Source organism: Brevundimonas sp. (assembly GCF_035999125.1).
GTDB lineage: Bacteria > Pseudomonadota > Alphaproteobacteria > Caulobacterales > Caulobacteraceae > Brevundimonas.
On record NZ_DASYGX010000004.1, the window covers coordinates 1 to 12,602 of the forward strand.

The 12,602-nt window shown below is 69.9% G+C and carries 12 protein-coding genes and 1 tRNA gene; 3 read left to right on the forward strand and 10 right to left on the reverse strand.

Annotated features, from left to right (window positions below; genetic code table 11):
• Window positions 1–394: 394 nt before the first annotated feature.
• From VGN45_RS01680 to VGN45_RS01690, 3 genes are all read right to left on the reverse strand, one after another.
• Complete coding sequence (locus VGN45_RS01680) at window positions 395–757, reverse strand: hypothetical protein (RefSeq protein ID WP_327458641.1); 363 nt, start codon at window positions 755–757, stop codon at window positions 395–397.
• Entirely contained in the window at window positions 754–2,757 is a 2,004-nt protein-coding gene (locus tag VGN45_RS01685; RefSeq protein ID WP_327458643.1) for an acetyl/propionyl/methylcrotonyl-CoA carboxylase subunit alpha, read from the reverse strand. The genes VGN45_RS01680 and VGN45_RS01685 overlap by 4 nt, the downstream gene beginning before the upstream one ends.
• Window positions 2,758–2,929: 172 nt before the next feature.
• Window positions 2,930–3,832, reverse strand: a complete 903-nt coding sequence (locus tag VGN45_RS01690; RefSeq protein ID WP_327458645.1) for an enoyl-CoA hydratase-related protein — start codon at window positions 3,830–3,832, stop codon at window positions 2,930–2,932.
• Window positions 3,833–3,899: 67 nt separating this feature from the next.
• Between VGN45_RS01690 and VGN45_RS01695 the strand changes: the two genes are divergently transcribed.
• Both VGN45_RS01695 and VGN45_RS01700 read left to right on the forward strand, forming a co-directional pair.
• The gene (locus VGN45_RS01695) at window positions 3,900–4,262 is read left to right on the forward strand and encodes a DUF2200 domain-containing protein (RefSeq protein WP_327458647.1); all 363 of its coding nucleotides are present in this window, start codon (window positions 3,900–3,902) and stop codon (window positions 4,260–4,262) included.
• A 56-nt stretch (window positions 4,263–4,318) separates the two neighbouring features.
• On the forward strand, window positions 4,319–5,047 hold the full coding sequence (locus VGN45_RS01700; RefSeq protein WP_327458649.1) for a hypothetical protein: 729 nt from the start codon (window positions 4,319–4,321) through the stop codon (window positions 5,045–5,047).
• 42 nt (window positions 5,048–5,089) lie between these two features.
• On the opposite strand, the gene VGN45_RS01705 is transcribed toward VGN45_RS01700, so the two are convergent.
• On the reverse strand, window positions 5,090–6,682 hold the full coding sequence (locus VGN45_RS01705; protein WP_327458651.1) for a carboxyl transferase domain-containing protein: 1,593 nt from the start codon (window positions 6,680–6,682) through the stop codon (window positions 5,090–5,092).
• A 78-nt stretch (window positions 6,683–6,760) separates the two neighbouring features.
• A complete protein-coding gene (locus tag VGN45_RS01710; RefSeq protein ID WP_327458653.1) occupies window positions 6,761–7,648 on the reverse strand; it encodes a hypothetical protein in 888 nt (295 codons plus the stop codon).
• A gap of 98 nt (window positions 7,649–7,746) precedes the next feature.
• On the opposite strand from VGN45_RS01710, the gene VGN45_RS01715 reads away from it, so the two are divergent.
• Window positions 7,747–9,585: a patatin-like phospholipase family protein gene (locus tag VGN45_RS01715; protein ID WP_327458655.1), complete on the forward strand. Its 1,839-nt coding sequence runs from the start codon at window positions 7,747–7,749 to the stop codon at window positions 9,583–9,585.
• On the opposite strand, the gene VGN45_RS01720 is transcribed toward VGN45_RS01715, so the two are convergent.
• From VGN45_RS01720 to VGN45_RS01740, 5 genes are all read right to left on the reverse strand, one after another.
• Window positions 9,467–10,264 carry a methyltransferase domain-containing protein gene (locus VGN45_RS01720; protein WP_327458657.1) on the reverse strand — a complete coding sequence of 266 codons (798 nt, stop codon included), beginning with the start codon at window positions 10,262–10,264 and terminating at the stop codon, window positions 9,467–9,469. The genes VGN45_RS01715 and VGN45_RS01720 overlap by 119 nt on opposite strands.
• 21 nt (window positions 10,265–10,285) lie before the next feature.
• A tRNA-His gene (locus VGN45_RS01725) sits at window positions 10,286–10,362 on the reverse strand.
• A 155-nt stretch (window positions 10,363–10,517) separates the two neighbouring features.
• A complete protein-coding gene (locus tag VGN45_RS01730; protein WP_327458659.1) occupies window positions 10,518–10,910 on the reverse strand; it encodes a GIY-YIG nuclease family protein in 393 nt (130 codons plus the stop codon).
• 64 nt (window positions 10,911–10,974) lie between these two features.
• Window positions 10,975–11,733, reverse strand: coding sequence for a M48 family metallopeptidase (locus VGN45_RS01735; RefSeq protein WP_327458661.1), 759 nt, complete (start codon window positions 11,731–11,733; stop codon window positions 10,975–10,977).
• Window positions 11,734–11,860: 127 nt separating this feature from the next.
• Complete coding sequence (locus tag VGN45_RS01740; RefSeq protein WP_327458663.1) at window positions 11,861–12,595, reverse strand: TonB family protein; 735 nt, start codon at window positions 12,593–12,595, stop codon at window positions 11,861–11,863.
• Between the last annotated feature and the right edge of the window lie 7 nt (window positions 12,596–12,602).

Genomic DNA, 12,602 nt, shown 5'->3' on the forward strand with positions numbered 1-12,602 from the left:
GAGACTTGCGAACCCCGGACCCGGACGCGCGCCTTCCCGTGACGCGCCATGATGCTCTTTTTTGGCCCTATCGCTCGCGCCGCGGGCGCTCGCTGCTTGAGGGCCGCGAGGTCCGTGGTCGAACGATGGAGCCGGCACCGGGCTCTCCGGGCGCATGCGCCCGTCGAGCCCCCCGCTCGAACCGCTCCCGCCGCGACAAGCTCGCAAGGCCTTGCGCCCTCCCCCGCGACGGAACCCCCAGATGCTGCCCCACGCCCAAACCGACGTCGGAAAGTCGCGGATGGAAAAACGCACCGCGTTGAAAGGGCGAGGAAACCCGGGAGAAGTCGTCACAACTTCATACCCCATGCCGACGCATCGGCCTTCGCCCTCGCGGCGAAGACGCCGAAACCCGTCAGGGGACCTTTTGCTGACCAAGGCGGATCATGTGCTCGCCCTTGGCCATCAGCTCCTCGCCGCAGCGCTGCTGCGGGGCGAAGAGAGTCTCCCCGTCGACGTTTTCGGTGTAGCGCAGGGCGGCCTCGACCCAGTCGACGCCGGGCGTGCGCCCCTCCAGCCGCCCCAGATAATAGAAGGCGCCCAGCGCCATCTGTTCTCCCAGGCTTTCGTCCATGCCGATGATGACGACGATCAGGGCGAGGCATTGAAGATCGGCCGCGTCCTGCGCGTTCTTGGGCAGGGGCGGGTCCTGGGCGAACGCCGGCGACGGGGCGCAGGCCAGGGCGGCGGTGACGGCGAGCGAGACCAGAGTCTTCATGATCGGCTTCCTTTGGCGACGACCGCCAGGACGGCGTCGGCGGCGACCTGATCGCCTGCGGTCACGTTGATGGCCTCGACCACGCCGTCGAAGGGGGCGGTCAGGGCGTGTTCCATCTTCATGGCCTCCAGCGCCACAACGGGCTGACCCTTGTTGACGGCGTCGCCGGCCTTGACCGGGACGGAGACGATCTTGCCGGGCATGGGGGCGCGCAGGGCGCCGTCGGAGGCGGCGGCGGAGCCATGATTGCCCGCCCACTGAACATTATCGACGAGCCAAGCGGAGCCACGATCAAATAGGACGCCTAGGTTTTCCCCGACACTTTCCGCCCATCCGACCGACACGTCGTTGGCGACGACCACGCTCCGGTAGTCACTCCGAGCCACGACCGGTTCGCGGTCTCCGACTGATACGCGCCAAGCAAAGTCACCACTCTGATTCGACAGGACCGAACCGTCGATCACCCGGCCGCCCACCACTGCGGAGAAGCGCGACCGCGAGGCGGCGTTCATCCGAAAGCCCATGATGCCGTCGGCGTCCGACTCCCACGGGGAACCGCTAGATCCGTGTGGGCCAAAGTGCTGGCCGTCGGCCGCAAGCACCAAGGCGGCGGTGGCTGCAGCGTGCGACGGCGCGGACGGGATGAGCCCCTCCCCCTCCGCCGCGATGAAGCCGGTGTCGACGTCGCCCGAGACGAAGCGGGGGTGTTCGAGGCAGCGGACGAGGAAGCCGGCGTTGGTGCGGACGGGCCAGACCTCGACCTGGGCGCAGGCGTCGGCCAGCGCCTGGGCTGCGGCTTCGCGCGTGTCTTCATGCACGATCAGCTTGGCGATCATGGGGTCGTAGAACTGGCTGACCTCGCCGCCTTCATACGCGCCGGTGTCGACGCGGACGCCCTCCTCCGGCAGCCGGAAGTGATCCAGCTTGCCGATGCTGGGCAGGAAGCCAGTCGCGGGGTCCTCAGCGTAGAGGCGGGCCTCCATGGCCCAGCCGGTGATGGACAGGTCTTCCTGCTTCAGCGGGATCGGCTCGCCCGCCGCCACGCGGAACTGCCATTCGACCAGATCGACGCCGGTGATGGCCTCGGTGACCGGGTGCTCCACCTGCAGGCGGGTGTTCATCTCCATGAACCAGATGCGGTCGGCGCGCAGGCCGTCCGAGGCGTCGGCGATGAACTCGATGGTGCCGGCGCCGCGATAGTCGACGGCTTTCGCCGCGCGGACGGCGGCGGCGGTGACGGCCTCGCGGGTGGCCGCGTCCATGCCGGGGGCCGGCGCCTCCTCGATCACCTTCTGGTGGCGGCGTTGCAGGGAGCAGTCGCGTTCGAACAGGTGGACGACCTCGCCCCGGCCGTCGCCGAAGACCTGCACCTCTATGTGGCGCGGGCGGGTGATGTAGCTCTCGATCAGGACGCGCGGGTCGCCGAAGGAGGACTGGCCCTCGCGCTGGGCCGAGGCCAGGCCGTCGGCGAAGTCCTCGGCGCGTTCGACCAGCTTCATGCCCTTGCCGCCGCCGCCGGCGACGGCCTTGATCAGGACGGGGAAACCGATGCTGTGGGCCTCGGCCGTCAGGGTCTCGATCGACTGGTCCTCGCCCTGATAGCCGGGGGTGACGGGCACGCCCGCCGCGATCATCAGCTTCTTGGCCGCGTCCTTCAGACCCATGGCGCGGATCGACGCGGGCTTGGGCCCGATCCAGACGAGGCCGGCGGCCTCGACCGCCTCGGCGAAGTCGGCGTTTTCGGACAGGAAGCCGTAGCCGGGGTGGATGGCCTCCGCCCCCGTGTCCTTCGCCGCCTGCAGCACCTTGGCGGCGTCCAGATAGCTGTCGCGCGCGGGGGCCGGGCCGATCAGGACGGCCTGATCCGCCTCGCGCACGTGCAGGGCGGCGGCGTCGGCCTCTGAGTACACCGCGATCGTGCGGAGGCCCATGCGGCGGGCGGTGCGGAAGACGCGGCAGGCGATCTCGCCGCGATTGGCGACCAGGATGGACTTGAACATGGGCTTTCCCTAACCCTTCTCCCCTTGCGGGAGAAGGTGGCCCGCGCAGCGGGTCGGATGAGGGGTCTCACGGACCTCGACCGTCACCCGCAAACTTCCTCGAGCCGCCGGTGCGACCCCTCATCCGTCAGGCTTCGCCTGCCACCTTCTCCCGCAAGGGGAGAAGGAGATTCTACTCCGCCCAGCGGGGCTTGCGCTTGTCGAGGAAGGCGCGGACGCCTTCCTGGCCCTCGTCCGAGACGCGGGCGCGGGCGATGCGGCGGGCGGTGTCGTCCATCAGGCCGGAGTCCAGCTTGTGGCCCGCGACGTGGTGGACCAGGCGTTTGGCGTCGCCCACGGCGCCGGGGGCATTGGCGCGCATGGCGGCGGACAGCTCGGCGATCAGGCCGTCCAGGGCGTCGGCGGAGGGCAGGACGCGGTCGACCAGGCCGAAGTCGCGGGCGGCGTCGGCGTCGAACAGTTCGGCGGTGGCGAAGAGGCGGCGCGCGGCGCGGGGGCCGACGGCCTCGATCACATAGGGGGCGATGGTGGCGGGGATCAGGCCCAGCCTGACCTCGCTGAAGGCGAACTTCGCGCCCTTGACCGCCACGGCCATGTCGCAGGCGGCGACCAGGCCGGCGCCCCCGCCCATGGCCGCGCCCTCGACCAGGGCGACGGTCAGGGCCGGGACGTCGTGCAGGGCCTTGAGCATCCGGGCCAGACCCATGGCGTCGTCGCGGTTGTCGCTTTCGGACCAGTCGACGGCGTCGCGCATCCATTCCAGATCGGCCCCGGCGCAGAAGGTGCCGCCCGCGCCGCGCAGGAAGACGACGCGGACGTGGTCGGCGCCGTGCAGGGTCTCGAACGCCTCATGCAGGGCGGCGATGGTCGCGGCGTCGAAGGCGTTCTTCTTCTGCGGCCGGTTGATGGTGACGAACACCACGCCGTCGGCGGTGGAGCGGATCTGGACCAGGTCGTCGTTCGCGTCGGGCGCCGGGTCGGCCAGCAGAGGGTGGGAGATGGCGTTGATCTCGGCGGCCTCGGCGTCGGTGACGTCCAGGGCGTTCAGGTCGGCGTCGGTGGGGGCTTTGGCCATGGTTCGTCTCCTGCGCTGGCGTGGCCTATAACGCGCGGAGGGCCGAAGGGGACAGGGAAGCTTGACGATGGCGACGAAGGCCGAGGAGCGCATCCGCGGGATCAGCGTGGCGAGCGTGCACGTCCACTATGTGCGCAAGGCCGGGAAGGCGGGGCGCGGGCGGGCGGAAGTGGATCAGGTGATCCGCTGGCTGACGGGCTATTCGCAGGCGCAGGTCGACGCCCTGCTGGCCGACGGGACGACGTTCCAGGATTTCTTCGACCGCGCCCCGGCGATGAACCCGAACCGCGTGCTGGTGACGGGCGTGATCTGCGGCCACCGGGTGGAGGAGATCGAGGACCCCTTCATGCAGGAGCTGCGTCGGCTGGACAAACTGGTCGACGAGGTGGGTAGGGGGAAGGCGATGGAGAAGGTGCTGCGGGCGGGGTGAGGTCAAGTTGACGCCGCTCACTGGACGAAAGCTCGAATTCAGGGCGGAGTATCGGCATGGGCGGTGAAATCATCTTCATCATTCCCGGGGTGCTCGGCTTTGCCGCTGTGGTGACGGCTGTCGGCACGGTTTTGGTCTGGCTGGTCTGGCGTTTGGTGCGCCGCCGGCGAAAGGTCTCGCAACAACGCGAAACGTCGCGCTTCCCGATCGTCACGACGGTTGCGGCGTTGCTTGCCATCTCGCTGCCCTCAGGATGCTTCTGGGCGAGCAGACCCGTCCCACAGCCGGCAAGCCAGCGAACCGTGGCTGCTTACGAAGTGCCGCTCCCAACCGCGCAGGACCGAGCCGACTTTCTGACGATAATCGCTGCCGAGGCGGCAGTGCACTGTCTCGACGTCAGAGTTGAGACGCCGGAGGAAATGGCGGCTTGGGCTAGGATGTCCCCCGACCTCCGCAGGTCGCTCCACGCCTCGATTTTTCGCGGGGGTGATCTTCACAAGACCGAAGCCGAGGTCTCCGACAGGTTTCACCTTGGCCACGCATGGATTCATTTCGCGCGAGGCGACGATCCCGAACTGGCCCGTCGTTTCCGCGATGGGTTGATGGCACGACTGGTCCAACGCTGGCCCGAAATCCTGCGGGTGCCGGTCGCACAGACGGGCTCGCTTCCGCACCGCGAGGACCTGATCGTAGGCAGCGACGGTTATGAAATCGATCCGGCCAAGATGGCGGGATACATTTGCGGCGATGCTCCCGGCAATGCGCCCCGTTCAGCATGCGAATAGACGTTCATTAGTGATCGGTCTCGCCCCAGCCCTCGGCGCAGGTCACATCCTGAACACGCCGAAGTCCGTGTCCGGGATCGGGGCGTTCAGGCTCGCCGAGATCGCGAGGCCCAGCACGTCGCGGGTCTGGACCGGGTCGATGACGCCGTCGTCCCAGAGGCGGGCGGTGGCGTAGTAGGGGTTGCCCTCGTCCTCGTATTTCTGGCGGATCGGGGCCTTGAAGGCCTCGGCGTCCTCCGCGCTCCAGGTGTCGGCGTCGCGGTGGACGGTGGCGAGCACGCTGGCGGCCTGTTCGCCGCCCATGACGCTGATGCGGCTGTTGGGCCAGGTGAAGAGGAAGCGGGGGGAGTAGGCGCGGCCGCACATGCCGTAGTTGCCGGCGCCGAAGCTGCCGCCGATCAGGACGGTGAACTTGGGCACCTCGGCCGAGGCGACGGCTGTGACCAGCTTGGCGCCGTTCTTGGCGATGCCTTCGGCCTCGTACTTTCCGCCGACCATGAAGCCCGAGATGTTCTGCAGGAAGACCAGCGGGATCTTCCGCTTGCAGGCCAGCTGGATGAAGTGGGCGCCCTTCAGCGCGCTTTCCGAGAACAGCACGCCGTTGTTGGCCAGGATGGCGACCGGATAGCCCCAGATGCGGGCGAAGCCGCAGACCAGGGTGGTGCCGTAGTCGCGCTTAAACTCGTCGAATTCCGAGCCGTCGACGGTGCGGGCGATGACCTCGCGCACGTCATAGGGGGCGCGGACGTCGTCGGGGATGATGCCGTACAGGTCCTCAGGCGCGAGGGCGGGCGGACGCGGCTCGCGCACGTCCAGCGGCACGTCCTTGACGGTGTTCAGGTTGGCGACGATTGACCGGACGATCTCCAGCGCATGCTCGTCGTTCTCGGCCACGTGGTCGACCACGCCGGACTTGCGGCCGTGGGTTTCGGCCCCACCCAGCTCCTCGGCGGAGATGACCTCGCCGGTCGCGGCCTTCACCAGCGGCGGGCCGGCCAGGAAGATGGTGCCCTGGTTCCGGACGATGACCGTCTCGTCCGACATGGCGGGGACGTAGGCGCCGCCGGCGGTGCAGGAGCCCATGACGCAGGCGATCTGGGGGATGTCGCGGGCCGACATGCGGGCCTGGTTGAAGAAGATGCGGCCGAAGTGGTCGCGGTCGGGGAAGACCTCGGCCTGATGCGGGAGGTTGGCCCCGCCGGAGTCCACCAGATAGACGCAGGGCAGACGATTTTGTTCAGCGATTTCCTGGGCCCGCAGGTGCTTCTTCACCGTCATGGGGAAGTAGGCGCCGCCCTTCACCGTCGGGTCGTTGGCGACGACCATGACCTCGCGGCCCGAGACGCGGCCGATGCCGCAGATCATGCCGGCGCCCGGCGCCTCGTCCCCGTACATGCCGAAGGCGGCCAGCTGGCCGATCTCCAGGAAGGGTGAGCCGGGGTCCAGCAGGCGCTCGACCCGGTCGCGGGGCAGAAGCTTGCCGCGGGAGGTGTGGCGATCCCGCGCCTTGTCCGAGCCCCCGCGGGCGGCCGTGGCGACGCGGTCGCGGAGCTCGTCGCGAAGGGCGCGATTGTGGGCGTCCAGCGCCTTGAAGGCGGGCGAGTTCCTGTCGACGGACGAGGTCAGCTTGGGCATCCGCCGGGTTTAGGCGGGCGGGCGGCGGAGGGAAAGTGGGCGATGATCCTTCTCCCCTTGCGGGAGAAGGAACGTTCGTCACCTGATGAACTCGTAGGTGCAGACGGGGCGGTCGACGATCAGGCTGCCGTCGGGATTGACCACGAACTGGCCGGTCGCCGGGTCGATGCGGGGTTCGCCGTTCCGTTCGTTGCGGTCGCCCAGATAGACGCCTTCGAGGATCAGACGGCGCTCGCCATCGAGGCGGGCCTTGCCCTCGGTGTCCAGAAGCGGCGGGACGAAGTTGCCGCCGGTGGGCGTCAGGGCGACCGCACCGGTGGCCGGATCGAAGGCGATGGAGCCCCAGTAGTCGACGTAGCTTTCGAACGGCTGCCAGGTCGCGCCGAACTTGCCGTCGTCGGTGAACTTCAGCTCGGCCAGCGGCTGGCCGGGCTCGCGGCCCGGATCGCACTTCACGCGATCCTGCCGCCACGTGCCGGTCAGGACGACCTCGTCGCGGCCGACGACCTGGACCTCGTGCCGGGCGGACCCGACGGACCCGAAGGACGCCAGAACGGCGATCGTCTGCCCGGGCGCAGCGTCGTCGAGAATGACCACCTGCTCGGTTCCCGGCACGTGGCGAGCGGCGTCGGCCGGAGTGACCGAGGTGATCGTCAGGCAGCCGGCGGGCAGAGGTGTCCGGCCCATGCTTTGGGTGTCGTGAACCACTCCGCCCACCGTCAGGGTCTGGCCCTGCCGCGCGATCGCGGGACTGACGCTGATCTGGAGCACGCCGCGGGTCGCCGGGCAGTGACCGGGGACGCCGGGGTTGGCGTAGAGGGGGTTGATCGGGGGAACGGCCAGCGGCGGATCCTGAATGATCTGCCCGGGCGCGGCGTTTCGGGCGATGACGTCCGAAGTGGAGTTGGCGCCCGCGCAGGCGGCGAGGCTCAGGGCCCCGATGGCGACGATGCCGGTGAACCGCATGGCTTTCCCTCCGTTGACCGACGCACCCTACACGGATCGCCCGGCCCGCAAGCCTGACCGTTCGTGACCCCGACGCGGAATCTGCCATAGATGCCTGCATGAGCCCCACGCGCCGCGACACGCTGGACGCCGCCCTGCATGACCTGTTCGCGCGGGAAGCCGCCAGCCGCGCCAGCTGGTTCGCGCTGACGGGCGGCGAGAGGCTGTTCGCCGAGGGGGACGCGGCCGATACCCTGTATCTGCTGCGCGCCGGGCGGCTGGGCGTGTTCGGGGGCGACGGCGACGTGCCGCAGTTCCTGGGCGTGGTGCGGCCGGGCGAGCCGGTGGGCGAGATGGCCATGCTGGCCGGCACGGCGCACACGGCCGAAGTGGTGGCCCTGAGGGACTCCGAAATCCTGGCCCTGCCCCGCGACGCCTTCTTCGAGACGGCGCGCAGCCATCCGGACCTGATGGTCGAGCTGTCGCGGCTGATGATCCGGCGGGCGCGTGACCAGAAGAGCGCCGCGGCAGAGCCCAGCGTGTTCGGCTTCATCTCCGCCCGGCCGAGGCCGATCCGGGCCTTCGTCGAGCGGCTGTGCGCCGCGATCGAGATGATGGGCTTCACCTGCAAGGTGGTGGACCATTCGGCCCTGGCCAGCGTGGCGGAGTGGTTCACGCGGGTGGAGGACGCCCACGACTATGTCCTGTACGTCGCCGAGAAGGACGAGCCGGCGTGGGCGAACCTGTGCGCGCGCCAGGTGGACCGGCTGTTCGTCGTCGGCGATCCGCTGATCGCGCCGGACACATCGAAGCTGCCGCACAATCCGCAGCTGGAGGCGCGGCGACGGACCGATCTGCTGCTGCTGCGCGACGCGCGGATGCCGCGACCGGCCAACACGCCGGTCTGGCTGAAGGCGGTGAACCCCGGCCGCTGGTTCCATGCGCAGGACGGCGACGCCAACGACGCGGAGCGCATGGCGCGGGTGGTGACGGCGACGTCGGTCGGGCTGGTGCTGTCGGGCGGCGGGGCGCGGGCCTATGCCCACGTGGGGGCGATCGACGTGCTCAGGCGGGCGGGCGTGCCGTTCGACTTCGTCGGCGGGGCCTCCATGGGAGCGATCGTCGCGGCGGGCCCGGCGCTGGGGTGGAGCCAGGCGGAGCTGGAGGCGCGGCTGAAACGCGCCTTCGTCGAGTCCGACCCGCTGTCGGACGTCACCTTCCCCATCGTGGCCATGACGCGCTCAAGGAAGGTCGAGCGTCTGCTGGACGAGGCCTATGGCGACGTCGAGATGGCGAACATGCCCCTGCCCTTCTTCGCCGTGTCGACGAACCTGACGCGGGGGGGCATCGAGGTGCACCGGACCGGGCCGCTGAAGCGCGCCATGCGGGCGACGATCAGCATTCCCGGGGTCATGCCGCCGGTGGTGCAGGACGGGCAGGTGCTGGTCGACGGGGCCGTGATCGACAACTTCCCCACCGCCGTGATGCGCCAGTTCAATGCCGGGCCGATCGTCGGCGTGGACATGAGCCAGGCGCGCGGCGTCGATCCGCAGGGACTGCGCAACCCGCCGTCGTGGTGGAAATGGGTGACGTCCGGCGCGTGGAAGCGCGGGCCGCCGATCGTGGGGGTGCTGATGCGGGCCGCGACCCTGACGACGGACGCGGAGCTGGAGCACGCGCGGGCGCGGGCGGATCTGCTGATCCAGCCGGAGCCCGAGGGCATGGACATCCGCGACTGGAAGGCGTTCGACGTGGCGGTTCAGGCCGGGCGTCGGGCGGCCGAGGCGGCGCTGGCGGAGTTGGAAGGGCCGGTCACCGACCTGCGTCGGCCGAAGCCGGTCACGCCCGACGCGCCACCAGAAACAGCCGCGGAAACGGCAGCAGCACCGCGCCGGAGGCTCGGACCGGGAAGGCGTCGGCCAGCGCCGCGCCCAGCGCCGACAGGAAGGCCCGGCTGAGGTCGGGATCGTCGGCCAGGGCGGCCAGATGCGGCCGCAGGCCCGCGCCCTTCAGCCACTCCAGCACTGGATCGGGGCCGTGGAGCTCGTGCAGATAGGTGGTGGTCCAGACGTCCACCTCCTCGCAGATCGGGGCGAGCAGGTCGTGGTAGCCCTCGGGCGGGAGAGGATCGTTCGGCGCGGGAACGACGGCGAGGCGGTCGGCCCAGGGCCCGTCCGAGGCGACGCGGGCGACGACCCGGTGGTGGAGGGGCTCGGCGCGCAGCGGCATCTGGACGGCGAGCACGCCGCCGCCCGCGAGCGTGGCGCCCAGACCCGGAAACAGGGCTTCGTGATCGGGCGCCCAGTGCAGGCTGGCGTTGGCGAGGATCAGGTCGACGGGGCCGTCGGGCGCCCAGGTCGAGACGTCGCCCCGGACCCAGGTCACGTCCTCGGGCCGGGCGCGGCAGGTTTCCAGCATCGCGGGGTCAAGGTCGAGCCCGTGCACGGCGGCGTCGGGCCAGCGGCGCTTCAGCAGGGCGGCGTGGCGGCCCGTGCCGCAGCCGAGATCCCAGACGACGCGGGGCTCCAGATCGGACGGCAGGCGCACGAGCAGATCAAGCGCGGCCCGATCGCGCTCGGCCTCGAAACGGTCGTACTGGGCGGGATCCCACGACGGACTCCGGGGTGCGGCGGTCATGCGCTGTTCCCCCCGGAAGGATGGTACCGCCTCTCAGGCTTGAACTGAGGACCTCCGGCTCCACAAACCGGCGCTCTAACCAACTGAGCTAAGGCGGCGCGACATCGCGAGGGGGCGGATGTAGCGGGCTTGGGAGGGGGGATCAAGAAGCACGACTCTTAATCGTCCGTCATCCTCGGGCTTGACCCGAGGACCAGACGTTCCGCGCGCACGGTGCCGCCCTTCATGCTCGTCCGAACCGCCGCCGTCCTGTCTAAGGCTCCTCGATCTCGCCCCTGTCGAGCCTGCCGAGAAACGCCTCCACGCCATCCTCCTCCCTGGGCTTGACCCTTGGATCGGGCTCACCGTCGCACAGGAACGGCCACAGGTCCGCCCAGTCCGGATTCGCCCGCTCGATCAGTTGCATCTTCCAAGGTCGGTTCCAGCGTTTGAGCGCCTTCTCACGGCGAAGCGCGTCGACGACGAGCTCATGGGACTCATACCAGACCAGCAAGGTACAGTTGCGGTCGCTGCTGAAGCCCTTGGTCGCCCGTTCGCGGTGCTGCGTCGATCGCGCATAGAGGTTCGCCGTCATGCCGACGTAGATCACGCCGAACGGGCGGCTGGCCTGCATGTAGGTGGCGATCAGCGGGCGCCGGGGTTCCATTCACCCAGCGTGCGGACCGTCTGGTCGTCGGGTCAAGCCCGACGATGACGATGGGCTGAGGACCTCAAGCGTACCCCCGCTCCCGGATGTAGGCCTCCAGCTCGGCGATGCGGGTGGAGTCCGACGGGTGGGTGGAGGCGAACTCGGGGGTGTTGGTCTGGCGCTGGGCGGCCATGAGGCGCCACAGGGCGACGGATTCCGAGGCGCGGAAGCCGGCGCGGACCATGTAGTCGACCCCCAGGCGGTCGGCCTCCAGCTCGTCGCGGCGCGAGAAGGGCAGAAGCACGCCCAGCTGGGCGCCGAAGCCGCCGAGTGCGCCCACGGCCTGGCCATAGTCGCCGGCGACGCCTTGCGCCGCCTGAATGCCGATCGCGGTCAGGGCGGTCGAGGAATAGCGCTCGGCCGCGTGCTGGGCGACGACGTGGCCGACCTCGTGGCCCAAAACCGCCGCCAACTGGTCGTCGTTGCGGACCAGGGACAGAAGCGAGGTGGTCACGCCGATCTTGCCGGACGGCAGGACGAAGGCGTTGGGCTTGTCCGAGACGAAGACGGCGTACTCCCAACCGCGGCCGGTCAAGCCGGCGGCCTGGACGATGCGGTCGCCGACGCGGCGGACGCGGGCGTTCAGGGCGGCGTCGCGCGAGATGGGCTGGGTGCGCAGGGTCTCGGCCCAGGCGGCGTCGGCCTGCTGCGACAGGGCGGCGTCATCGACGATCAACAGTTGATTTCGCCCGAGGGCCTCGTTGTAGGCGCACGCGCCCACGGACAGGGCGGCGACGCAGCCGGCCATGGCCAGCGGAACGGGACGGAAGAAACGGCGCATGCTTGAGCTCCCCAGCGATGGTGTCGTGTCGGCGACTTAACGCGGAACGGCGGCGCGGGTTCGCGGCCAAGAAAAACGCCCCGCGGCGCGAACCGCGGGGCGTTCCTTGGAAGTCGTTCCTGGCCGTCTACTCTTCGGCGATCGGGAAGCGGACCGTCGCCGTGAACGACGCGTTCTGGGCGGCGCCGTCGACGGTGCGCGGAGACAGTTGCCCCCGCTCGACGACGCGGACCGCGGCGCGGCCGAAGCCGTAACCCGAGGGGTCCTCGGACACGACCTGGCAGTTCGCCGGGCGACCGCTGGCCTGGGCCGTGCAACGCACGGTGGCCGAGCCGCTGGTGCCCGAGGAGATGGCGCGATCCGGGAAATCACGCTCGGTGACCTGCGGACGGCGCGACCACTGCGGGTTGGTGATCACCGAGGGCCGGGCCGGAGCGGGCGGGGCCGGCGGCGGCGGCGGACCGGGGACGATCACAGGCGGCGCGGTGTATTCGACGCGGTCTTCCTTCTTCGTCGCTTCAAGCGGCACGGTGATCGGCGGCGGCGGAGCGTTCGGGACGATCTGCGGCTCGCGGATCTGCAGCTTCGGCGGCGGAGGCGTGTCCGGCGGCGGAGGCGGCGGCGGCGGCGGAGGCGGCGGCGGGATGGGCTCGATCAACTCAACCTCGACCGACTCGTCGACGTAGTTGAACTCCTTGAGCTTGAACTTCTGCGCCGCCAGCCAGGCGAACATCAGGGCGTGCAGGCCCAGGATGAAGATGCCGATGCCGATCAGGACCGGCAGGGGCACGCCCAGGAAGCCCTTGGACTTAGGCGGGTCGAGAAGCGGATTGCGCCGTGGAGTGACGGGAGTGTCGGTCATGATGCTG